The organism is Haloechinothrix aidingensis (assembly GCF_013450155.1).
Taxonomy (GTDB): domain Bacteria; phylum Actinomycetota; class Actinomycetes; order Mycobacteriales; family Pseudonocardiaceae; genus Haloechinothrix; species Haloechinothrix aidingensis.
This window is the reverse complement of record NZ_JACCKD010000001.1, coordinates 131,923-154,975: the sequence shown is the minus strand read 5'-3', so window position 1 is coordinate 154,975 and position 23,053 is coordinate 131,923. Positions and strand designations below refer to the sequence as shown.

The window sequence follows — 23,053 nt, the reverse complement described above, 5'->3', positions numbered from 1 at the left end:
AATTGGCAATGATGAATAACGCCGCACAACTCGCGATATCCGTGAGCGGGTTGCGGAAGTCGTTCGGCGACAAGACAGTGCTGGACGGAATCGACCTGAACGTGCCGCAGGGAACGATCTTCTCCCTGCTCGGTGCGAACGGCGCTGGCAAGACGACGACGGTCAAGATCCTGTCCACGCTGATAGCCGCCAATGGCGGCCGGGCCGAGGTCGCGGGGCATGATGTGGCGTCCGATCCGGATTCGGTGCGGGCTGCGATCGGTGTCACCGGCCAGTTCTCCGCCGTGGACAACCTGCTCACCGGTGAGGAGAACCTGCGGATGATGGCGGACCTGAACCATCTATCCAAGAAGGATCGTAAGCGGAGGACGGCCGATCTGCTTGAGCGGTTCGATCTGACCGAGGCGGCGCGGAAACCGGCGTCCACGTATTCCGGTGGTATGCGGCGGCGGCTGGATCTGGCGATGACGCTGGTCGGGAATCCCCGCGTCATCTTCCTGGACGAGCCGACCACCGGGCTGGATCCGCGTAGCAGGCGCGGGGTGTGGCAGATCGTGCGGGAACTGGTGGCCGACGGCGTGACCATCTTCCTGACCACCCAGTACCTGGAGGAGGCCGACGAACTGGCCGACCGGATCGCCGTGCTGGAGGACGGCAGGCTGGTCGCCGAGGGCACCGCCGAGCAATTGAAACGCCGAATTCCCGGCGGCCACGTCCTACTCCAGTTTTCCGAACCCAGCGGTTTCCAGACCGCGCAACGGGTTCTCGGCCAGGACGCACACTCAGACGGCGACGCGCTGGCCCTTCGGGTACCGAACGACGGCAGCCTGCACTCGCTGAAGGCACTACTGGACCGGCTCGACCATGAGTCGATCGACGTGGACACCCTTTCCGTGCACACCCCCGACCTCGACGACGTCTTCCTCGCCCTCACGGGCGATTCCGACAACGAGAAGGTGATCGACCGATGAACGCCGCGGCCACGACCCACCCGTTACGCGATTCGACGACGATGGTGCGTCGCAACCTGAAGCGGATGGTGCGATACCCGTCGATGACCGTGCAACTGATCGCAATGCCGATCCTCTTGCTACTGCTGTTCGTGTACGTGTTCGGCGGCACGCTCGGAGCTGGGGTCGGCGGGCCCTCCGGTGGTCGAGCCGAGTACATCAACTACATGGTGCCCGCGATCCTGCTGATAACCATCGCGACCACCGTCCAGGGAACCGCGGTGTCCGTGGCCATGGACATGACCGATGGAATCATCGCCCGGTTCCGCACCATGAACATCGCCAGGGTGTCTGTGCTGACCGGGCACGTGATCGGCAGTCTCATCCAGGCATTCCTGAGCATGGCGGTGGTGATCGGTGTGGCGCTGCTGATCGGTTTCGAGCCGCGTGCAAGCTTCGGTGGCTGGCTCGCCCTCGTCGGTGTGCTCGCCGCCGTGGCGTTCGCGCTGGTCTGGCTCACCGTGGCGATCGGCCAGACTTCGCAGAGCGTCGAGGCGGCCAGCAGCCTGCCGATGCCGCTGATGTTCCTGCCGTTCCTCGGCAGCGGGTTCGTTCCGACCGACTCGATGCCCGGGGGGTTGCGCTGGTTCGCCGAGTACCAGCCGTTCACCCCGATCATGGAGTCCATCCGGGCACTGCTGATGGACAACCCGGTCGGCGACGACCTGTGGATCGCGCTGACCTGGTGTGCGGGCATTGCGCTGCTCGGCTACGTATGGGCGAAAAAGCTGTACAACCGCAAGACGTGACTCAGCGATATGGCCGCTCGTGCCGCACAGTGCGGCACCCGTGCGGCTCGTTGGTGCGGTGCTCGATGTAGGGGCAGCCGTCACAGCGAGCGCGGCAGCGGCGAAGCTCGGAGTAGAACTGCTCGAGGACGCGCACCGAGACCGTGCTGACCGGTTCTGCCAAGCGCCGGGTAGATGTACTTCCGGGCGTAGATCCGATAAGCCTCGCGAGTGGAGTCGTCCAGCTCGTGGACCTTGAGCCACTCCCCGATCGCCACACGAACGTCGGCGCGAGTCTGCGCACTGCACTGCTCGTCGACCTGAGCGCGGAACCGGTTGAGGATCCGCTCGGCCTCTTTCTCGTCGGTCGTCGGCTCCGAGAGATACAGCCGCCGACCGGTCAGTGGATCGACACCGGCATACACTTTCACGCGCAGCGAGTTGCCTCGGCGCTCGATGGTTCCCCGACTGCTGGACCGTCCGTTCGCTCGCCTGGCCACGCCTACCAGGACACCCGCACCCACAATGATTCCCATCGTAGCTAGATCACGAAGCGCTAGCGTAGGGAAACCCCAGGTCAAACCCTGTGGAGCTGAGGGGAATCGAACCCCTGACCTCTGCCTTGCAAAAGCAGCGCTCTACCGATTGAGCTACAGCCCCGCGTGTGCCGGGCCCTTGCGGGCCCGCACCGTCAGTTGTTCCGTGCGATGTCCGGCTTGCTCCCCGCGGTGGGTGCCGTACCGTTCGCACTCGGTCCCGCGGCCGGGCCGCTGGACGGAGCGGTCGCCTGACGCCACAGCTCGGCCTCGTCCCTGGCGCTCTTGCTGCGCTTGACAGCGAACAGTACCCCGGCGACCACGGCGGCCAAGAGCACGACCTTCTTCATCTGGCAAGCCTCCTCGCAACCCGCGCCAATGACCTAGGCCATCCTACTGCACGCCACCTGCCGCTTCGCAGAGGGAGCGAGATCACACGAGCCCGCTACCGCTCACGCTGGTCACCACCGATATGCCGGGCAAGGTCATCCAGATCGACCCGGGCGCGTTTCACCAGCCGTCTCGCCTCGACGAAACCGAACAGGCGCATCAGCATGCGCCTGAAGCGGCCCTGCGATCGGGACGGCTGCAGCATCAGCCTGGTGGTCACCTGTGTTCGCCATGGCGAAAGGGCGACGAGCTCGGTCGTTCTGGTGAGCTCCAGACCGTGCCGTTCCGCGCGCACGCTGTAGGCGACGGGCTCGTGCACCGCGATCACCGTGAGTGTCTCGGTCCTTCCCCTGCCGGTGGCCCGTCGCCATTCACGCCACTGCGCCCCGACCTGGAACGAGTCGTCGGTGTGGAACTCGACGCTCCGGACGTCGTCAAGCACTCGCGACCTGTCGGACAGCCGCGTTAGTGCGGACCAGACCGTTCGTTGCGGCGCGTCGATGGCCGCTGAAACCTCAGGCGGCTTCATCGCTACCACCTCACTGAGCGTCCCTGCGCCCCTGATTCTGCTCCCCCGCCCCACCTCGTGCCAGGTGACAGGCTGGACACCGGGAACTGACCTCCGGATGGGGTAACGACGGCCGGTACCCGGCAACCGGCGACAATCACCGCATGATCGATATCGTGGTGCGCTCGGCGACCCCGGCCGACCTCGAACCGGCACGCGAGATCTATGCCGACTACGTACGCGACAGCGTGGCGACGTTCGAGCAGGACGTCCCGGAACCCGACGAGTGGCGCCAGCGGTACGAGACCATCCGCGAGCACGGGCTTCCGTTCCTCGTCGCCGACCTCCCGCAGACGGGATCGGACACGGCCGGCATCGTCGGATACGCCTACTGCGCTCCGTGGAAAGCGCGACCGGCCTACCGGCGCACGGCGGAGAACTCCGTGTACCTGGCACCGTCCGCGACAGGTAAGGGGATCGGCCGGACGCTGCTCGAAGCGTTGGTCACGGAGGCGGGCCGGGCCGACGTTCGCGAGCTGATCGCGGTGATCACCAGCACCATGGATGCCTCCCTCCGCCTGCACCGGCGATGCGGCTTCACCGAGGCAGGCAGGCTCACCGGGGTCGGCTACAAGCACGGGCAGTGGCTGGATACCGTGCTCATGCAGCGCAGCCTCGCCGGGGACGGATCGACGCCCGGTACGTGACGACTCGCGGCGCCCGTCCGGCCTGCCTACGCCGCATTACGTCTTGAGCCCGCGAGCGAATCAGAATATCGTTCACTTTCCGGTTCGTTGTTCGCTAGGGAGCAGGATGTCGCCGGCACGACGGTTCACCACACTGTTCGCACTCGTCACCCTCCTCGCCGCCGTGCAGCTACCGGGGCAGGCGATCGCGCAGGAGTCGCCGGAGGATCTTGTCCGGGACCGTGCGGAGATCGTGCTCGACCCCGGGTACTGGTTCAACTACGTACACGAGCTTCTCGTCGGCGGCACCCTCGTCCTACCGGTACCGATCGATGTGGTGAAGCCCGAGATGTACCTGCCGACCGACCCCGTCTCCACTGGCGATGACGTCTGGGAGCTGCCGCGCCGCGAGCGGGACCTGCTCGGTGTGGACTACGAGTGGCGCGGCAAGACGAAGACCGTCGAGGACTTCTTGCGGGACACCGAGACGGACGCCGTCGCGTTCGTGCACGATGGCCGCCTCGTCGCCGACTACTACACCAACGGGTGGTCAGCGGACCAGCGTCACCAGGCATGGTCGGTCACCAAGTCGTTCACGTCGACGCTGGTCGGCAAGGCGGTCGACGACAGGCTCGTGCGCTCCGTCGACGACCCGATCGAGGCCTACATCGACGAGCTGCACGGCACCGCTTGGGAAGGCGTCACCATCGAGAACCTGCTCGAGATGGAAAGCGGGGTGCACTGGGACGAGAGCACCCCCGTACTGGCCGAGAACACCCAGGTACAGCAGTGGATCGAGCTGGCTCTCGACCTGTACACCGATGGCACGCTCGGCAAGACCCGCAACGAGTTCCTGATGTCCTTGCCGCGCACGGCCGAGCCGGGCACCGAGTTCTCCTACAACAGCGGCAACACCCAGGTCCTCGCGTGGCTGGTGGAGACCGTGTACGACCAACCGTTCAGCGAGCTGCTCACCGACGAGCTGTGGAAACCGGCCGGGATGGCCGCCGACGCGGAGATACTCACCGATCGCGTCGGCGACGCGATCGCATCGCAGAGCCTGTACGCGACGACGGCCGACCTTGCCCGCCTCGGTGAGCTGTTCCGCAACGACGGCAGGGTCGCCGGCGGGCCCCGCGTGGTGTCCAGGAAGTGGGTGCGGGAAGCCACGACGATGACCGACACGTCCGACGGTCAGTACGGCTACCAGTGGTGGCGCGGCGTCGCCCCGGGCGGGTATGCCGCGTCCGGATTCCAGGGACAGCGCATCGAGGTATCACCGGACGACTGCCTCACCGGGGTTCGCTTCGCACACAACCTCGGTGTGCGTGCCCGCTCGAACGACGACGATCCCGGCAGCGACGGATTCGATGTCACCAGCGGAAACGGCGAGTGGGGAGCCGCGTACCGCGCGGTCGCCGAAGAGCTCGGCGGGTGCGAGAGGGGAAGGAGTGGCGACTGACGGCGCGGGCGATCAGCCGGAACCCAGCCGTCCGGAACCCCGTGCGGGGAGTCAGTCGCCGTGGTACACCGCCTCCACATTGTGTCCGTCGAGGTCACGTAAGAACACTCCGTAGTAGCCGGGGTGGTACTCCGGCCATTCACGCGGGGCGTGCAACACGTCCGCGCCTGCCGACACGGCCGATTCGTGCACCGCGTCGACCGCATGCCGATCGGCGGCACGGAAGGCCACGTGCAGCTCCCTGGTCTCGCCACCACCGGCCGGACTGAGCCAGAAGTCGGGTACCCCATCGGGCCCGGAAAGGCCGACCACGAGCCCGTCGGCATCCCCGAAGCGCATCACCTCCCGCATGCCGACGGGCGCGAAGACACGGAGGTAGAAGTCGAGCGAAGCCGGGACATCCGCTACCTGAACACCGACGTGATCGAGCATGGCCGGATACTAGCCGCGAGCTACGACAGTTCCGCCCCGATCACGGACCCCCGCGGCGGCCCGTACACCGACTCGCGCATGGGCGAGGGCTCGCAGCAAGTCACCGAGATACAGAACGGCCCGGCTCGCAGTTCGACGAGCCGGGCCGCTGTCCTGGTGGGCCTACCTGGACTTGAACCAGGGACCTCTTCGTTATCAGCGAAGCGCTCTGACCGTCTGAGCTATAGGCCCTCAGCACCTGTAAAGGTTACCTCACGGTCGGGGCGACCGTGACACCGGGGCCGGGCCGGCAGGGGCCTACTCCCGCTCAGAGAGCGTGAGTTCCAGGCCACCAGCCATATCCGCGGAGACGTTGTAGATGAACGCGCCCACCGTCGCCAGCGCGGACAGCAGGACGACGTTGATCATCCCGATGACGGCGGAGAATCCGAACACCCGCCCCGCGGTGATCAGCGGTTCCACCGGCGCGTCGGCAGGCTCCCCTGCGACCAGGGACGCGTACGTGCCGTTCAGCCTGTCCCACACGCCCATACCGTCCAACACGGTGTACAACAGCCCGACAGCGACCAGCCAGACGAAGAACATCGCCGCGCCGAGCACCATCGAAAGCTTCAGAACCGACCACGGGTCGAACCGCTTGAGCTGCAGGCTCGCACGCCTCGGGCCACGCCCCGGCCTGCGCAGCGCGGACGGCTCAGCCCTACCAAGCGACTCCGTGCCAGGAACGTTCACCCTCGCTGTCTCCTTCACTGGTCTCTCGGCGCCGCCGGCCCCTCGCGCCGACGAGTCGTCGAACCGGTGACCGAACATCCCCATCGGCTCGTCCGGCCACGCCCCGGCCGTGTACTCGGTCGAGGCGTACAGCTCGCCGGACGAGGAACTCCCCGCAGCACGAGGGAAGTGCCATTCCTCGTCGGCGTCGTCGAGCGCACCGGTCCGGTCCTGACCGGGCGCCGGTTCGGAGGGATCGTGCCGAGCATCGGACCCCTCACCGTCCGGGTCGGCGTCGTCGTGTGATGTCACCGCGTATCGTTCACCTCCGTCGCGAGCGCGATCGCCGTGTGCGCCCACAGTGCCGAACGAGTCCCCTGCCTACGTACTCCCCACTATGCCGATTCCGTTGGCTCGTCCGCATTACGCGCGATCGCGCGCAGCGACGTGCCGGACTCCAGGTTGATCAGGCGAACACCCTTGGTCTGCCTTCCGGCCTTGCGAACCTGCTTGGCAGGAGTCCTGATGACCCCGCCGGTCGACGTGATCGCATAGAGCTCGTCCTCGTCGTTGACGATGAGCGCGCCGATCAGCTGCCCGCGCTTGCGGTCGTACTGCAGGGTGAGCACACCCTTGCCACCGCGGCCCTGAACGGGGTAGTCCTCGATCGACGTGCGCTTGGCGTACCCGCCGTCGGTAGCCACGAGCAGGTAGGTGCCTTCCTGCACGACGCCCATGCTGAGCAGCTCGTCGCCCTCGTTGAAGCGCATCCCGAGCACTCCGGACGTGGCCCTGCCCATCGGCCGCAGCGCCTCGTCGGTGGCATGGAACCGGATCGACTGGCCGTCGGAGGAGACCAGCAGGAGGTCGTCCTCCGCGGCGGCGAGCACCGCGCCGACCAGCTCGTCGCCATCCCGCAGGTTGATGCCGATCAGACCACCGGAACGGTTCGAGTCGAAGTCGGTCAGCTTGCTCTTCTTGACCAACCCCTTCTTGGTCGCCAGCACCAGGTACGGCGCCTCGTCGTAGTTGGAGATCTGGATGACCTGGGCGATCTCCTCATCCGGCTGGAAGGCGAGCAGGTTCGCCACGTGCTGGCCGCGCGCGCTGCGGTTGGCTTCGGGCAGCTCGTAGGCCTTCGCCCGGTACACCCTGCCCTTGTTGGTGAAGAACAGCATCCAGTCGTGCGTGGAGCACACGAAGAAGTGCTGCACGATGTCGTCCTGCTTGAGCGTGGCCCCCTGGACACCCTTCCCACCACGCTTCTGCGTGCGGTAGAGGTCGGTCTTCGTCCGCTTCGCGTATCCGGTGCGGGTGATCGTGACGACCACGTCCTCGACCGCGATGAGGTCCTCGACCGAGACCTCCCCGTCATAGGGGATGATCTTGGTCTTGCGCTCGTCGCCGAACTTCTCGACGACCTCGGCGAGCTCGTCCTTGACGATCTGGCGCTGGCGCTCGGGCCGGTCCAGGATGTCCTTGAGGTCGGCGATGGCCCGCTCGATCTCCGCGAGCTCGTCGGTGATCTTCTGGCGCTCCAGCGCCGCGAGCTTGCGCAGCTGCATGTCCAGGATCGCCGTGGCCTGGACCTCGTCCACCTCGAGCAGCTCCATCAGCCCGGTCCGTGCCTCGTCGGCCGTCGGGGAACGCCGGATCAGCGCGATGACCTCATCCAGCATGTCCAGTGCCTTGACCAGACCACGCAGGATGTGAGCGCGCTCCTCCTTCTTGCGCAGCCGGTACCGCGTGCGGCGCACGATGACCTCGACCTGGTGCTTGACGTAGTGCCGCACCAGCTGGTCCAGCCGCAACGTCCGGGGGACGCCGTCGACGATGGCCAGCATGTTCACACCGAAGCTCTGCTGCAGCTGGGTGTGCTTGTAGAGGTTGTTCAGCACGACCTTGGGCACCGCGTCACGCTTGAGCGTGACCACGATCCGCATCCCGCGGCGGCTGTTGGTCTCGTCGGCGATCTCCGAGATGCCACCGACCTTGCCGTCCCGGACCAGCGTCGCCATGGTCTCGATCAGGTTGTCCGGGTTGACCTGGTACGGCAGCTCCGAGATCACCAGGATCGGCCGCCCCTTGGCGTCCTCCTCGATCTCGACGACCGCCCGCATCTTCACCGAGCCCCGGCCCGTGCGGTAGGCGTCCTCGATGCCCTGGTTCCCCAGGATCAGCCCGCTGGTCGGGAAGTCGGGACCCTTGATCCGCTGCATCATCGCGGCGAGGGTCTCGTCCTCCGACGCCTCCCAGTTGTCCAGCGCCCACATGACGCCGTCGGCGACCTCGCGCAGGTTGTGCGGCGGGATGTTGGTCGCCATCCCCACGGCGATCCCGCCGCTGCCGTTGACGAGCAGGTTCGGTATCCGGGACGGGACGACATCCGGTTCCTGGGTCTTGCCGTCGTAATTGTCCGAGAAGTCGACGGTGTCCTCGTCGATGTCGCGCAGCATCTCCATCGCGGGCTGCGCGAGCCGGGCCTCGGTGTACCGCATCGCGGCCGCTGGGTCGTTACCAGGCGAACCGAAGTTGCCCTGGCCGTCGACCAGCGGGTACCGCATCGACCAGGGCTGGGCCAGCCGCACGAGGGCGTCGTAGATCGCCGAGTCACCGTGCGGGTGGTAGTTACCCATCACGTCGCCGACGACGCGGGAGCACTTCACGTACGAACGGTCCGGACGCAGGCCGTTGTCGTACATGGAGTACAGCACCCGGCGGTGGACGGGCTTGAGGCCGTCACGCACATCGGGTAGAGCGCGGGAGACGATCACGCTCATCGCGTAGTCGATGTACGAGCGCTGCATCTCCTGCTGGATGTCGACCGGCTCGATCCGGTCTTCCTCCGGAGGCAGGGTTTCAGTCACGGTGCGCGGTATCCTTCCGACCCAGAGTCCGAGTCTCCTGTGAGAGCCGGGTTATTCACGGTGGCTGGTGCGACAAGCATCCCACGTGCTCGTCGCGCCGGCCGGTGCGACCACCCGCAGGCGGCCACACCGGCCGGATCGTGCATACCCCTCGGGAACCTGTGCTCGCGCTGCGGCGGGCGCGGGTATCCCATCCAGTTTATCGGTGCTGGTCAGCTGGGACGGACCCGGCACGCGGGAAGGCCGCTGACAGGGAGTCTCACCGGGCGTAGGCCCGCAGTGGCGGTTCCTCCCGCTCCCACGTCCACGACGGGCTCTCCAGCCACGCGCGGGCAGGCATCGCCAGCAGCTCGGGGAGCTGTGTGGCGAGCTCGCCGTAGTCCAGCGGCATGAACACCTCGGTGCAGACCGAGCCGTCCACCCGTTCCGGGTCCGCCCCGCCGGGGTTCTCCAGGGCGTCGAGCACCAGCGCATAGACCGCGGCATCCACAACCAGGCCGAAGTGCTCGACGGCCCGCGCCGTGCAGACGTCCTGCACCGCCACGTGCGACGAACCGGCAAGGGCACTCGCCTCGGCACCGGGCGCGGCGGCCTCGTCGAACTCCGTGTAGATCGAGGTGAACGACGGGCCGTCGGGCAGCGGCTCGGCGTTGAGCGCTTCCGTCCAGCTCGACCCCTTGGTGAACTGCCAGAAGGACTCCTGGCACCCGCTGCCGAAGAGGCCGAGCCCTTCGCAGTAAGCGTTGGCCACCACCGACCCCTGGAACGGCGAACCGAGGCTGATGGCGTCGTCCAGCTTGTCGGCCATGTCCGGCCAGAACCGCGCCGCCCACGCCGGGTGCAGGCCACCCTGGCTGTGCCCGAGCGTGGACACCGGTTGACCACCGCTGCGCTCGTACATGGTGCGGATCGCGTGCACGGCGTTCTCGGTCGACGTCTGCATGTCCCGCCAGCCACGGTGCGGATAGTCCATCCAGCACACCGAGTACCCCTCGGCGCGCAGCGCGTGGATGTAGTTGAACGAGAAGTTCTCGTAGCCCTCTGCCGTGGTACCGGGAACGAACAGCACGGGCTGCTTGTCAGGGTCGTCTATGGCGCTGTCGCAGTGCAGCGTCGCGTCCAGCTCCTCGGGCGACTGCTCGAGCGGCGGACCGGGATCCTGTTCGGCCATGGCAGGCACGGCGCCGCCCGGGCCGAGCAACATCGCGGCAGCGGCAAACACGGTGCCGAATCTGTATGTCCTCGTCATGGCGGGAAAGTAGCCCGCAGCCCAGTCGCGCACCAGGCGGCTGGGCGACATCGAGACCGGATCGCAATAAAGTGGTCAGAGTTCTGACCACTTTATTGCGATCCCCTGATCTCCGTTACACGTCCAGGAACCGCACGTCCTTGGCGTTACGGGTGATGAACGACCGGCGTGCCTCGACGTCCTCGCCCATCAGCACCGAGAACAGCTCGTCGGCCGTGGCCGCGTCATCCAGCGTCACCTGGCGCAACAGCCGGTTCGCCGGATCCATCGTGGTTTCCCACAGCTCGTCGGCGTTCATCTCGCCGAGCCCCTTGTAACGCTGGATGGCGTCGTCCTTGGGCAGCTTCTTGCCCGCCTCGGCGCCCGCCTGCAGTATCCCTTCCTTCTCCCGCTCGTTGTAGACGTAATCCGGCTCGCCGCGCGGCCACTTGATCTTGTAGAGCGGGGGCTTGGCGAGGTAGACGTACCCGTGCTCGACGAGCGGCCGCATGAACCGGAACAGCAGCGTCAGCAGCAGCGTCTGGATGTGCTGGCCGTCCACGTCCGCGTCGGACATCAACACGACCTTGTGATAGCGCAGCTTGCTGAGGTCGAACTCGTCGTGGATGCCGGTGCCGAGGGCGGTGATCAGGCTCTGCACCTCGTTGTTCTTCAGCACCTTGTCGATGCGGGCCTTCTCGACGTTGATGATCTTGCCACGGATCGGCAGGATCGCCTGGTACATCGAGTCGCGGCCTTCCTTGGCGGAGCCGCCTGCCGAGTCGCCCTCGACGACGTAGAGCTCGCACTCGTCGGGCTTGGTCGACCGGCAGTCCTTGAGCTTGCCGGGCAGCCCACCCACGTCCAGAGCACCCTTGCGGCGCACCAGCTCACGCGCCTTGCGCGCGGCCAGCCGGGCCTGCGCCGAGGACACCGCCTTGGAGATGATCGCCTTCGCGTCGCTGGGGTTGCGCTCGAACCAGTCCGACAGCCACTCGTGCGTGGTGGCCTGCACGAATGTCTTGGCGTCGCTGTTGCCCAGCTTGGTCTTGGTCTGACCCTCGAACTGCGGTTCGGCCAGCTTGATCGACACGATCGCCGCGAGCCCCTCCCGGACGTCGTCGCCGGTCAGGTTCGCGTCCTTCTCCTTGAGCAGCTTCTTGTCCCGCGCATAATTGTTCACCACCCGGGTCAGCGCCGCCCGGAACCCCTCCTCGTGCGTGCCGCCCTCGTGGGTGTTGATGGTGTTGGCGAAGGTGTACACGGACGGGGTGAAGCCGCTGTTCCACTGCATGGCGACCTCGACCTGGACCCCGTCCCCGTCGGCCTCGAAGGAGACCACGTTGCGGTGGATCGGGTCGCGCGTGCTGTTGATGTGCTTGACGAAGTCCGACAGCCCACCCGGGTAGTGGTAGGTCTGCTCGGTCAGCCGCGCCTTCTCCCCCGAGGCGTCCTCACCGTTCTCGTCCGGCTCCCGCTCGTCGCGCAGCGTGATGGTCAGCCCCTTGTTCAGGAACGCCATTTCCTGCAGCCTGCGGGCGACCGTCTCCAGGTTGTAGTTGGTGGTCTCGAAGATCGAGTCATCCGCCCAGAAGGTCACGGTGGTGCCGGTGCGCTTGGTGGAACCGTGCTTCTGCGGCGCCCCTACCGGAGCGGACGTCTTGTACTGCTGCGTCCAGACGGTCCCGTCCCTGTGGATCTCCACCTCGAGTGCCGAGGACAGCGCGTTGACCACGGAGACACCCACGCCGTGCAACCCACCGGAGACCGCGTACGACTTGCCGTCGAACTTGCCGCCCGCGTGCAGCATGGTCAGCACGACTTCCACCGTGGGGCGCTTCTCGACCGGGTGCTCCTCGACCGGGATACCGCGACCGTCGTCGGTGACACGGACCCCGCCGTCCGGCAGCAGGCTCACCTCGACCTTGCTGGCGTATCCCGCCATCGCCTCGTCGACGGCGTTGTCCACAACTTCCCAGATCAGGTGGTGCAGACCGCGCTCACCGGTGGATCCGATGTACATCCCGGGGCGCTTGCGAACCGCCTCGAGCCCTTCCAGGACGGTGATCGACGACGCGCTGTACTCGTTCTTCTTGGCTGCCACCGTTTTGGCGTCTCCTGTCTTGCATCAGCGAACGCTTGCACGGGCGGATCCTCCCCAAGACCCACACCCACCTCGAAGGTCCAGTCTACGCTTGGGGCATCACGGCACCGCCGTAAGGACACCCGTGTCGTCGCTGGTCAACAACCCGCTGTACCGGATCTTTAACCGTACGTGTCACGCGGTCCCCTGCCCGGAACGTGCCGTGGTCCGTAGCGCCAGCTCGGCCTGGTCGGCCCCTGGATCCGCAGGCGTTTGACCACGCCGTTTCCCACGCCGGCAGCGATCTTACCGAGCAGCTGGGCCTGCAGCAGGCGCAGCTGGGTCGCCCACGCCGTGGAGCTGGCCTGCACGGTGAGCTCACCCTCGGACAGCGACACCGGGTGAGCGTGCTCGGCGACGTCGGACCCGACCAGCGCTGCCCACTGGCCGAAGACCTGACCGGTAGCGAGCTGTTCCTGCCAGCCGCGTTGCTTGGCCAGCTGGGAGACCACCCGTCCCAAGGGTTGTGGATCGCGGTCGTCCACCCCCGAGGACGACCACCGGCGCCGGTTGGAACGCGAGCGCCCCCCGCCACCCGACCGGTCACCGCGGCGCTGCCCGGGCCGGGTGCCTCGGGCACGCGCCTTCTCCTGCGCCGAGCGCAGTGCCGCGTGTGCCAGATCCCGCCCGCTGACCTGCTGTTCCTCGTCCCCGGACGGCTCGTCACCCGCGCCGGCAACAGGTTGCTCGGCGCCGCGTTCTTCGCCGGATCGGCGACGGTCATCAGCAGAACGGGCAACGGTCTCACCGTGTGACGTTGCTCTCAGTGATGACGTGGACGCAATGTTATCCACACTATCCACAGGTTTATCCCCAGGTGGGTGATGATCGCTTCCGACCGCGTCACCCCGGGGATGCTGCCCCTCTCCCCGGGCTCGGGGCCGGTCCTCTCGCCCGTCACTCACGAACCAGCCTCCCCTCGTCGACGGTATAGCGAACACCGGCCAGCTCACCGGGCACGTCCGCATCCACAGCCGCGGTGACGAACACCTGCTCCGCGCGGGAGGCGACCTCGGCCAAGCGCGCCCTCCGGTGCCGGTCCAGCTCGGCGAACACGTCGTCGAGCAGCAGGATCGGCTCGCCTGCCTCGTCGCGCAGCAGCTCGTAGGAGGCCAACCGCAGCGCCAGCGCGAGCGACCAGGACTCGCCGTGGCTGGCGTAGCCCTTCGCCTGCGAGCCCCCGAGGGTGATCTCGAGGTCGTCGCGATGTGGGCCGATCAAGCTCACCCCGCGCTCCAGCTCGCTCTCCCGGGACTCGACCACCGCGTCTCCCAATGCCTTGGTCAATATGTCGACATCGGCACGTTGTCCTTCCGGGGTGCCGTAGTCGGCAGGCAACGCCGCACCCAGGCTCGACCGGTAGGTGATCCCGGCGCTCTTGCCGGGCTCCCCGTCCCCTTCCGGGCTCCCCGCGATGCCAGCGTAAGCCGCCGCGGTGTGCGGCGCGAGGTCGGCGACCAGATCCAACCGCGCGGCGAGCAGCTGCGCTCCCAGCTCGGCGAGCTGGGAGTCCCAGACAGCCAGGGTGCTCAGCGCGTACGGATCCTCCGCCGCGGCACGCGCCCCCCGCTTGCCCGTCGACTTCAGCAGCGCGTTGCGCTGGCGAAGTACCCGGTCGTACTCCGACCGGATACCCGCGTACCGGGGCGAACGCTGCACGAGCAAATCGTCGAGGAAGCGGCGCCGTTCCGCGGGATCCCCCTTCACCAAGGACAGATCCTCGGGAGCGAACAGTACAGTATGGACGATTCCGAGCACGTCACGCGGCCGTCCCACCGCTCCCCGGTTGATACGCGCCCTGTTGCTCTTGCCCGGGCTGATCTCCAGCTCGACGACCAGCTCGCGATCGCCGTTGACCACGGCTGCCCTGATGAGTGCCCGCTCGCGCTCGTGCCGCACGAGCGGGGTGTCGGTGGACACCCGGTGCGAGCCGAGCGTCGCCAGGTAGCCGACGGCCTCGAGAACGTTCGTCTTTCCCTTGCCGTTGCGCCCGATCAGCACGATCGGCCCCTGGCCGAGCTCCAGGTCCGCGTGCTCCCACGAGCGGAAGTCAGTCAGCTGAAGGTGGCGTAGATGCATCGGACGTTACTTCGTGCGAGCTGCGTGCGACCGCATGCCCACCGAACTGGTTGCGCAGCGCGGCCACGGCCTTCATCGCGGGCGAGTCATCCTGACGTGAGCCGAACCGTGCGTACAGGGCTGCCGTGATGACAGGGGCGGGAACCGCATGCCGGACCGCTTGCTCCACCGACCAGCGCCCCTCTCCGGAGTCCTCCACATAGCCCTGGATATCCCCCATATCGGGGTCGTCGGAGACAGCACGCACGAGCAGGTCGAGCAACCAGGAACGCACCACCGTGCCGCGCGACCAGGCGGTGAGCACACCGGCCACATCGGATATTTCCTCGGACGCGGCAAGCAGTTCGAACCCCTCGGCGTAGGCCTGCATGAGCCCGTACTCGACGCCGTTGTGCACCATCTTCGCGAAGTGGCCCGCACCGACGGAACCCGCGTGCACAACGCTCTCCTCCCGCGGACCTTCGGGACGCAACGCGTCGAACAGCGGCATCGCGCGCCGGACGTCGTCCGCCTGGCCACCGACCATCAGCGCGTACCCGTAGTCGCGGCCCCAGACACCACCGGACACCCCGACGTCGAGGTACCCGATCCCGCGCGCACCCAGCAGGTCCGCGTTCACCTTGTCCTCGTCGAAGTGCGAGTTTCCCCCCTCGATGACGAGATCGCCCTCATCGAGCAGCTCCGCGAGCTCGGCGACGGTCTGCTTGGTGGGTTCACCGTGCGGCACCATCACCCACACCGTTCGCGGACTGTCCAAACGCGCCACCAGTTCGGCCGGCGAACCGGTGTCGGACAGGTCGGCGTCCCTGTCGTATCCGACCACCTCGTGACCGGCCGCACGCAACCGATCCCGCATCGAGGAGCCCATCTTGCCGAGGCCAATCAGCCCGAGCTGCGTCATGCCGCCTCCTTGCTCGACTGCCACTAACCGGGCAGCCGTACCGGCATCAACAGGTACAGATACCCGGGAATCACCGTGCCATCCGAGTCGGCGGGTTTGATCAGGGCGGGCCGGTTGGGCGTGGTGAATGTCAGCTCGACACGGTCGGAGCTCAACGCCGCCAGCCCGTCGGTGAGGTACCCGGGGTTGAACGCGATCGTGACCGGCTCGCCCTCGTACTCCACGGCGAGCTCTTCCTCGGCGCTTCCCTCGTCGTCGCCGCCCGCCGACAGCCGCAGCGTCTCGTCGCCGAACTCCATCCGCACCTGCGCACCGCGCTCGGCGACGAGCGAGACGCGCTTGATCGCGTCGGCGAGCGTGGAGACGTCGAGAACGGCCCGGGACGTGTGCTGGTCCGGAAGCAGCTGCCGGTACGGGGGGAACTCGGCGTCCAGCAACCGGGTCGTGGTGTAGCGCCCCGAACCGGACAACCCCAGCATGCCGTCCCCGCTTGCCAGCGCGAGGCGCAACGTCGCCCCGCTCGAACCGAGCGACTTGGCTGCCTCTGCGAGGGTCCGTGCCGGGACGAGCACCGCCGCGTCGGTGACCTCCTCGGCAGGCTGCCAGGTGAACTCCCGCATCGCCAGCCGGAAGCGGTCGGTGGCGACCATGGTCAGCGTGTCACCGGAGATCTCGATCCGTAGCCCGGTGAGCATCGGGAGCGTGTCGTCCTTGCCCGCCGCGACAGCCACCTGCGCCACGGCGCTGCTGAACGCGTCGCCCGCGAGCTCGCCAGCGAACGTCGGCTGGCTCGGCAGCTGGGGATAGTCCTCCACAGGCATCGTCGGCAGGCTGAACTTGGCGGACCCGCAGCTGATGGTCGCACGGGAGCCCTCGACGGACAGGTCGACCGGCTGTGCGGGCAACGCCTTCGTGATGTCGGCCAGCAACCTGCCGGACACCAGCGCACGTCCGCCGTCGGCGATCGTGGCCGCGATACCGGCGGTGGCCGAGACCTCGTAGTCGAACCCCGAGATGGTCAGCGCGTCCGCGTCACCACCGGATTCCCCACCGGCGTCGAGCAACACTCCGCCGAGTACGGGAACGGGCGGTCGTGACGGCAGGCTGCGCGCGACCCAGGCGACGGCATCGGCGAGAGCATCACGCTCCACGCGGATCTTCATGCCCCATCCTTTCGACAGCCGAGACTTCGGTTCTCGGAAGCCATGCAGCTCTAGGAGAGCGCGCTGCGCTGCGACAACGTGCTCATGATGCACCGGTGGTATCCGTACCAGGCGCATGCCAGCGAGGTGCGAGACGCAACTTGGTGCGAACCATCCGTGTGAGCACCCACGTTAGAACGTTGCGTGCGGTCGCGTCATCCGGGTTCACCAGACACGGCGAGCGGTACGAGCCGTGTCGAAGCGGGTTGTCCCCAACAGGGACGGATGTTGGTGTTCAAGAGTTCTTGAGGAAAAGAGATAAACCCGTAACAGCAGTAAGGGTTGTGGGTTGTGTGGACAAGCGGCTTCGTCGCAGTTCGCCAGAGGCGCGATGGTGTGGACTCCTTGGGGGTGGTTCCGGTGGACGGATCGTGCGATCGGTGGAGAACTCGAAACCGCACAAGACGGTCCACCGGTAGTCCACAGTTATCCACAGTTCTCTCCCCAGTTGTGTGCCGATTCGTACCCAAGTTGGCTGCGAGCTGAACGGGTAACGCAGATCACTCGCTCAGGGGAACCAGATGGCGGCGCGTAACGGTGCCGAGCCCGCAGGCAGCGACCAGGCAACGACCCTGTGTCGAACCGACGGCGGCCGCGCGCCGACAGTCGCCGCGGGAGGGAGTCTCGGAATCCGCGGGTTCCCGGCGGTGGACGGACGGCGCCACACGGCGCCGCAAGCCCCGCACACGCCGGTGGTGTGCGGGGCCGGGCCGATCGATACGTGTGGATGACAGCGAGGCGGGCACACGGCGCCGTGCACCACCGGGCAGCCCGCGCTGCCCGGTGCCCGCCCTACTGCTTGGCGCGCTGCTTGATGCGCGAGGTGAGCTCCTGTACCTGGTCGTAGATGCGGCGACGCTCGGCCATCTCCTTGCGGATCTTCTTGTCGGCGTGCATCACCGTGGTGTGATCACGGCCGCCGAAGGTCTGCCCGATGCGCGGCAGCGACATGTCCGTGAGTTCGCGGCACAGGTACATGGAGATCTGCCGGGCGGTGGCCAGCGCCTTGGTCTTACCCGGCCCGCAGATGTCTTCGATGGATACGCCGAAGAACTCGGCGGTCACACCCATGATCGTGGAGGAGCTGATCTCGGGCGGCTGCGAGTCGGGGATCAGGTCGCGTAACACGATCTCGGCCAGACCGAGGTCGACCGCCTGCTGGTTGAGCGAGGCGAACGCGGTGACGCGGATCAGCGCGCCCTCCAGCTCGCGGATGTTCGCCTCGATGCGGGCGGCGATGAACTCGAGGACGTCACCGGGTACGGCCAACCTGTCCTGGGCCGCCTTCTTGCGCAGGATCGCGATGCGCGTCTCGAGCTCGGGGGGCTGGATATCGGTGATCAGTCCCCACTCGAACCGGGTTCGCAGCCGGTCCTCCAGCGTCTCCAGGTGCTTCGGTGGGCGGTCGGAGGACACCACGATCTGCTTGTTGGCGTTGTGCAGCGTGTTGAAAGTGTGGAAGAACTCCTCCTGTGTCCCTTCCTTGCCTTCGAGGAACTGGATGTCGTCGACGAGCAGGATGTCGATGTCCCGGTAACGCCGCTGGAACGCGACCTTGCGGTCGTCACGCAGCGAGTTGATGAAGTCGTTGGTGAACTCCTCCGTCGACACGTAGCGCACGCGCATACCGGGGAACAGCCGTTGCGCGTAGTGGCCTACGGCGTGGAGCAGGTGGGTCTTGCCGAGTCCGGACTCTCCCCACACGAACAGCGGGTTGTACGCCCGCGACGGGGCTTCGGCGACGGCGACCGCGGCGGCGTGCGCGAAGCGGTTGGAGGCACCGATCACGAAGGTGTCGAAGGTGTACTTCTCGTTGAGCCGCGTCTTGGAGGTCTGTGGTTGGGCTGGGGCGGTATAGGGCTGCCCTGCTACCGGCCGGCCGGAGAACGTCGGCCAGATCTCGTGGACGGCCGCGAGCGCCTCGCCCTCTTCATCGACCTCGTCCTCACCGTTGTCGTTCTCGGCACCGGGGCTGTCCCCGGTGGCGGCGACGGCGGTCGACGCCGGTGACGGCGGCGCGGTGAGCGTGCCGGACGCTTCGGTGCGGCCGGTGGTTCCCCCGCTGGTGCCGGCGCCCCCGCCGACACTCGCACCCGCGCCCCCACCGGGACCCCCACCGGGTGTGCTGCTGGGTGCGCTGCTGGGACTCGCGGCGTTCGCGGGGGCGGGTACGGTAGCGCCGTACGCAGGCGGAACCGGTTCGGAGCCGACCCCGTCGGCTTCGTCCACGGTGTCGACCTTGACGGCCAGCGACACGTTCTGGCCGACATGCCGGGAAAGCGCGTCGGTGATCGGGTCACGCAGGGCCCGCTCGATGGCGTCTTTCGCGAAGTCGCTCGGCGCGGCCAGCAAAGCCGTACCGTCCAGCAGCCCGATCGGGCGCGTCACACGCATCCACGCACGCTGCTGTGGGGACAACGTTCCGGTGGACAGCTCCCGAACGACCTGTTCCCACACCTCAGCAAGGTTGATCTGGTTCTCGGACACGTGTACCGCTCCCCTCCCCTCCAAGAGACCCTCTACGTCACGGTCGACTCGCGCAGCCGACGACTGATCAAGCGCGGCATGCGGTCACTCACACGGGAGGTGTCCACATAGTTATCCACAACTGTGCACTAATGTACGGTCACGCGCAGTTCGGATCGCCATCGGCTCAAGGCTGCGCCGAAAAGCTTCGCACACTTCTTCAGCGCGCTCAGTGTGGCGCTGCTTGATTGGTCCGCCCGAGAAGGAGCACGGTAACAAGGCCCAGGACCTGCCACAAGAGTTGCATGACGGCAAGGATTTCACGGCATACGGCGTGTCGCCAGCCGGAACGGCCGGGTATTCACTCGGCCAGGTGGATGACGCGAGGTGCGTCCACCCGGGCGACATCCGGGGGGCAGTGCACACGACCGGGTAAGGAGTGCGTACGCTCGTAAGGTCCCCCGTCGACAACGGGCGCCTTTGTTGTGCCCGAGTCCGGCCCTGCACAACGTGGTCGCCGGGTCAGGGTTGAGCGGCAACCGTATGGAACGGTGGCGCGCGACTGCGGACGACTGCGAAGTGCAGCGGAGGACAGCGTCAGGGCGGACGGGTGAAGGACCCGATCCGTGAGTAGGACACCGAGTAGGCAGTTCAACAACCGTGAGTTGAGGAGCGGGCAGCCGTGAGCAAGGGTAAGCACACATTTCAGCCGAACAAGCGTCGGCGGGCGCGTAAGCACGGGTTCCGCCAGCGTATGCACACTCGTGCGGGGCGCGCCGTGGTCGCCGCTCGTCGCCACAAGGGTCGCGCGAGGCTGTCCGCCTGAGCCGTGCCACGGCCGACCACGCCGTGTTCGTTGTGGATCGCACCGCAACGGAGAGGGTGCTCTCCGTGCCGTTCGGCTGCTTCGGTGTCCTGACCAGGAATGTTGGATAGCGCGTCGTGTTACCGAAGGAAGCTCGGGTACGGCGGAGCGAGGAGTTCCGGCACATCATGCGGCGGGGCGTCAAAGCGGGTCGACGGCGCCTTGTGGTCCACGCCATACCCGGACAGGACATGGCTGAGTCGACTCCGTCGAAGGCGGGGTTCGTCGTCAGCAAGGCGGTGGGGAACTCGGTTGTGCGGCATCGGGTGACGCGAAAATTGCGTCACGTGACGCGAGCGCGACTTGGAACATTGCCGCCGGGGAGTTCGTTGGTGATACGAGCCTTACCCGCGGCTGCTTCCGCCACGAGCCGAGAACTCGCGAACGATGTTGACAGCGCGCTGCGCCGGCTGGGACTGACTCCGAGCCGGCGCAGCGATAACGACGACGGATGACCCGTGTGAACGAGAGCCAGAAGCCGACGGGCAAGTCGGAGCAGCGCCACGAGTCCGAGGACGATGCCTGCGACGCGCAGCGCAGTACATCCTCGGCGTCGTGGGCGCGCCCGGGCCCGCTCGCCTGGCTCGTCCAGTTGCCGGTACGGCTGTACCGGCTGCTTATCGGACCGCTGCTTCCCCCGAGTTGTCGCTTCTACCCGACCTGTAGCGCTTACGCTTTGGAGGCGCTGGCACGGCACGGTGCGGTGAAGGGGTCGGTCATGACCCTGTGCAGGCTCGGACGGTGCGGACCCTGGCACCCTGGAGGTCTGGACCCTGTTCCGGACCGGTTCTCGGTGCGCGCCCAGAGATCAGGTAGCTCAATCGAGGAGTAGCTCAGTGCTCGACTTCATCTATTACCCCGTCTCGTTCATCTTGTGGTTCTGGCACAAGGCTTTCGGGTTCGTGCTGGGCGAGACACAGGCGGTGTCGTGGATACTGGGTATCGTCTTCCTCACCTTCACGGTCAGGGCGATCCTGTTCAAGCCGTTCGTGAGCCAAGTGCGCTCGATGCGCAAGATGCAGGACTTCGCGCCGGAGATCAAGAAGATCCAGAAGCGGTACGCGAACGACCGCCAGCGCCAGGCGCAGGAGATGCAGAAGCTCCAACGTGAGCACGGCGTCAACCCGGTCGGCGGGTGCCTGCCGATCCTGCTGCAGATCCCGGTCTTCATCGGTCTGGTACACGTGCTCCGCCTCTTCGCGAGCAGCAATGAAGAGGGATCGGGCAACTACTTCTTCAGCCCGGAAGGCGTCAGCCAGTACATCGAGGCGGACATCTTCGGTTCGAACCTCGGTCAGGCGATCTACAACACCCAGATGGCCACCGTCGGTACCGGTGCCGAGGCGGTGAACGCCGGTTTCCACAGTGCGGCGCTGCCGGTCGGCGTGCCCATGATGATCCTGGCTTCCATCCTGACGCACCTGACGGCGCGGCACTCCGTACAGCGGCAGAATCCCGCTACGGCCACGCAGCAGACCGCGATCATGAACAAGCTGACCCAGTACATCTTCCCGATCGGTCTGCTGGTGTTCGGTGCGTTCATGCCGCTCGGGCTGCTGATCTACTTCCTGGCGAACAACACGTGGACGCTGATGCAGCAGCGTCTGGTCTACCGCTGGATCGACCGGGAAGAGGAGCAGAAGAAGGAACAGGCCTCGCAGAAACGCACCGATCTGGCGCCGAAGCCGGGTCAGCGGCCGGACAAGAAGAAGGGCACCGCGGGCCAGACGAGCGAGGACGGCGACTCCGAGTCGGATGACGGCGTGCACGAGAGCCAGGGCGAGGCCGACGGCGCACAGGAAACGACCGAGCAGCAGGCGCCCCAGAAGCAGGCCCCGAAGAAGGCAGGCACATCGGGAGCGAAGCAGAACCGATCGGGGTCCGGCCAAGGAAGCAAGCAGCGGAACCAGTCCGGGAAGCAACCCGGAAAGCAGGCCAAGTCGTCGACCGGGAAGCAGGGCGCGTCCGGCTCGGGTAAGACCTCTGGGGGGTCGTCGGCAGGCGGTGCCAAGGCGAGCAAGGGCGGAGCCCCGTCGACGAACGGCAAGGCGAAGTCATCCGGGTCCAAGACGGGCTCCTCCGGAACCGGCCAGTCCGCGAGCGGCGCGAAGTCGACGGGTGGGCAAGCCAAGAAGAACGGAGCGAAGGCGAGCGGGACCGGCCGAGCCGGGACGGGTGCGGCCAAGAAGAAGTCGGGCCGCAAACGCGGCTGAAGCATCGAGCGGCGATGCGTTCCGCACGCTGTGGAAGGAGAGATGATGTCCGAGACCATCCAGCCGGTTGATGCAGAGGCCGAGGAACCCGACGCGTCCGCGGAGGAGAGCGACGTGGGGCCTCCGGCGACGAACGAGGACGCGCTGGTCCGGGAAGGCGATATCGCGGGAGACTACCTGGAACGGTTACTTGACCTGCTCGACTTCGACGGCGACATCGACTTGGACGTCGAGCGCGGGCGAGCGATGGTCAGCATCGATGGCGGCGATGATCTGGAGAAGCTCGTCGGTTCCCGGGGGTCGGTGCTCGAGGCGCTGCAAGAGCTGACGCGGCTGGCGGTGCAGCAGCAGACCGGTGTGCGGAGCAGGCTGATGCTCGATATCGCGGGCTGGCGCGCGGACCGGCGTGCGGAGCTGATGGAGCTGGGCAGGTCCGCGGGGCGCAAGGCACTGGAAAGCGGCGATCGGGAACGACTTCACCCGATGAGCCCCTTCGAGCGCAAGGTCGTGCATGACGCGGTTGCGGAGATGGACGGCGTGACGAGTGAGAGCGAGGGCGAGGAACCCAAGCGCCGGGTGGTCGTGGTCCCGGCCGGAGATGGTTGACGGAGCCCGTAGGAGCCTGA

23 protein-coding genes and 2 tRNA genes are annotated in these 23,053 nt (G+C 66.9%); 10 read left to right on the top strand and 15 right to left on the bottom strand.

Annotation, left to right across the window (positions count from 1 at the left end; translation table 11 throughout):
• Positions 1-8 precede the first annotated feature (8 nt).
• Together H0B56_RS00680 and H0B56_RS00675 are read left to right on the top strand one after the other, a co-directional pair.
• Positions 9-971, top strand: coding sequence for an ATP-binding cassette domain-containing protein (locus H0B56_RS00680; protein WP_180890966.1), 963 nt, complete (start codon positions 9-11; stop codon positions 969-971).
• Positions 968-1,759 (top strand): ABC transporter permease, encoded by a 792-nt coding sequence (locus H0B56_RS00675; RefSeq protein WP_180890965.1) that lies wholly within the window; start codon positions 968-970, stop codon positions 1,757-1,759. Before H0B56_RS00680 ends, H0B56_RS00675 begins: the two co-directional genes overlap by 4 nt.
• 80 nt (positions 1,760-1,839) lie before the next feature.
• Here the strand turns inward: H0B56_RS00675 and H0B56_RS00670 are convergent, their stop codons facing one another.
• The 4 genes from H0B56_RS00670 to H0B56_RS00655 form a co-directional block, all read right to left on the bottom strand.
• Complete coding sequence (locus tag H0B56_RS00670; RefSeq protein WP_180890964.1) at positions 1,840-2,238, bottom strand: hypothetical protein; 399 nt, start codon at positions 2,236-2,238, stop codon at positions 1,840-1,842.
• An 87-nt stretch (positions 2,239-2,325) separates the two neighbouring features.
• Positions 2,326-2,398 (bottom strand) — tRNA-Ala (locus H0B56_RS00665).
• A gap of 31 nt (positions 2,399-2,429) precedes the next feature.
• Entirely contained in the window at positions 2,430-2,624 is a 195-nt protein-coding gene (locus H0B56_RS00660) for a DLW-39 family protein (protein ID WP_089299483.1), read from the bottom strand.
• A 95-nt stretch (positions 2,625-2,719) separates the two neighbouring features.
• Entirely contained in the window at positions 2,720-3,193 is a 474-nt protein-coding gene (locus H0B56_RS00655; protein ID WP_180890963.1) for an SRPBCC family protein, read from the bottom strand.
• 143 nt (positions 3,194-3,336) lie between these two features.
• Between H0B56_RS00655 and H0B56_RS00650 the strand changes: the two genes are divergently transcribed.
• Both H0B56_RS00650 and H0B56_RS00645 read left to right on the top strand, forming a co-directional pair.
• Complete coding sequence (locus H0B56_RS00650) at positions 3,337-3,879, top strand: GNAT family N-acetyltransferase (protein WP_180890962.1); 543 nt, start codon at positions 3,337-3,339, stop codon at positions 3,877-3,879.
• Positions 3,880-3,985: 106 nt separating this feature from the next.
• Positions 3,986-5,320: a serine hydrolase domain-containing protein gene (locus H0B56_RS00645; protein WP_180890961.1), complete on the top strand. Its 1,335-nt coding sequence runs from the start codon at positions 3,986-3,988 to the stop codon at positions 5,318-5,320.
• Between the two features lie 51 nt (positions 5,321-5,371).
• Here the strand turns inward: H0B56_RS00645 and H0B56_RS00640 are convergent, their stop codons facing one another.
• The 7 genes from H0B56_RS00640 to H0B56_RS22650 all read right to left on the bottom strand — a co-directional run bounded on the left by H0B56_RS00640 (position 5,372) and on the right by H0B56_RS22650 (position 13,153).
• Complete coding sequence (locus H0B56_RS00640; protein ID WP_180890960.1) at positions 5,372-5,752, bottom strand: VOC family protein; 381 nt, start codon at positions 5,750-5,752, stop codon at positions 5,372-5,374.
• 154 nt (positions 5,753-5,906) lie between these two features.
• Positions 5,907-5,983 (bottom strand) — tRNA-Ile (locus H0B56_RS00635).
• A gap of 66 nt (positions 5,984-6,049) precedes the next feature.
• Entirely contained in the window at positions 6,050-6,775 is a 726-nt protein-coding gene (locus H0B56_RS23370) for a DUF3566 domain-containing protein (protein ID WP_343063698.1), read from the bottom strand.
• A gap of 83 nt (positions 6,776-6,858) precedes the next feature.
• Positions 6,859-9,330 carry a DNA gyrase subunit A gene (gyrA, locus tag H0B56_RS00625; protein ID WP_180890959.1) on the bottom strand — a complete coding sequence of 824 codons (2,472 nt, stop codon included), beginning with the start codon at positions 9,328-9,330 and terminating at the stop codon, positions 6,859-6,861.
• 259 nt (positions 9,331-9,589) lie between these two features.
• Positions 9,590-10,579, bottom strand: a complete 990-nt coding sequence (locus H0B56_RS00620; protein WP_180890958.1) for an esterase/lipase family protein — start codon at positions 10,577-10,579, stop codon at positions 9,590-9,592.
• Positions 10,580-10,694: 115 nt separating this feature from the next.
• Complete coding sequence (gyrB, locus tag H0B56_RS00615; RefSeq protein WP_180890957.1) at positions 10,695-12,662, bottom strand: DNA topoisomerase (ATP-hydrolyzing) subunit B; 1,968 nt, start codon at positions 12,660-12,662, stop codon at positions 10,695-10,697.
• A gap of 161 nt (positions 12,663-12,823) precedes the next feature.
• On the bottom strand, positions 12,824-13,153 hold the full coding sequence (locus H0B56_RS22650; RefSeq protein ID WP_425432251.1) for a DciA family protein: 330 nt from the start codon (positions 13,151-13,153) through the stop codon (positions 12,824-12,826).
• 159 nt (positions 13,154-13,312) lie between these two features.
• Between H0B56_RS22650 and H0B56_RS22645 the strand changes: the two genes are divergently transcribed.
• Entirely contained in the window at positions 13,313-13,456 is a 144-nt protein-coding gene (locus H0B56_RS22645; protein ID WP_246360897.1) for a hypothetical protein, read from the top strand.
• Between the two features lie 142 nt (positions 13,457-13,598).
• Here the strand turns inward: H0B56_RS22645 and recF are convergent, their stop codons facing one another.
• The 4 genes from recF to dnaA form a co-directional block, all read right to left on the bottom strand.
• A complete protein-coding gene (gene recF / locus H0B56_RS00605) occupies positions 13,599-14,780 on the bottom strand; it encodes a DNA replication/repair protein RecF (protein WP_180890955.1) in 1,182 nt (393 codons plus the stop codon).
• Positions 14,752-15,681 carry a phosphogluconate dehydrogenase (NAD(+)-dependent, decarboxylating) gene (gene gnd / locus H0B56_RS00600; RefSeq protein WP_180890954.1) on the bottom strand — a complete coding sequence of 310 codons (930 nt, stop codon included), beginning with the start codon at positions 15,679-15,681 and terminating at the stop codon, positions 14,752-14,754. Before gnd ends, recF begins: the two co-directional genes overlap by 29 nt.
• A gap of 23 nt (positions 15,682-15,704) precedes the next feature.
• Positions 15,705-16,844, bottom strand: coding sequence for a DNA polymerase III subunit beta (gene dnaN, locus H0B56_RS00595; RefSeq protein ID WP_180890953.1), 1,140 nt, complete (start codon positions 16,842-16,844; stop codon positions 15,705-15,707).
• Between the two features lie 831 nt (positions 16,845-17,675).
• Complete coding sequence (dnaA, locus tag H0B56_RS00590; protein WP_180890952.1) at positions 17,676-19,370, bottom strand: chromosomal replication initiator protein DnaA; 1,695 nt, start codon at positions 19,368-19,370, stop codon at positions 17,676-17,678.
• A 661-nt stretch (positions 19,371-20,031) separates the two neighbouring features.
• Here dnaA and rpmH point away from each other — a divergent pair.
• The 5 genes from rpmH (at position 20,032) to H0B56_RS00565 (ending at position 23,033) form a co-directional block, all read left to right on the top strand.
• Positions 20,032-20,175 (top strand): 50S ribosomal protein L34, encoded by a 144-nt coding sequence (gene rpmH, locus H0B56_RS00585; RefSeq protein WP_089299472.1) that lies wholly within the window; start codon positions 20,032-20,034, stop codon positions 20,173-20,175.
• Between the two features lie 116 nt (positions 20,176-20,291).
• Entirely contained in the window at positions 20,292-20,669 is a 378-nt protein-coding gene (gene rnpA / locus H0B56_RS00580; protein ID WP_180890951.1) for a ribonuclease P protein component, read from the top strand.
• Positions 20,670-20,674: 5 nt separating this feature from the next.
• Entirely contained in the window at positions 20,675-21,046 is a 372-nt protein-coding gene (gene yidD, locus H0B56_RS00575; RefSeq protein WP_343063696.1) for a membrane protein insertion efficiency factor YidD, read from the top strand.
• 4 nt (positions 21,047-21,050) lie between these two features.
• On the top strand, positions 21,051-22,427 hold the full coding sequence (gene yidC, locus H0B56_RS00570; protein WP_180890949.1) for a membrane protein insertase YidC: 1,377 nt from the start codon (positions 21,051-21,053) through the stop codon (positions 22,425-22,427).
• 45 nt (positions 22,428-22,472) lie between these two features.
• Positions 22,473-23,033, top strand: a complete 561-nt coding sequence (locus H0B56_RS00565) for a Jag family protein (RefSeq protein WP_180890948.1) — start codon at positions 22,473-22,475, stop codon at positions 23,031-23,033.
• Positions 23,034-23,053 lie beyond the last annotated feature (20 nt).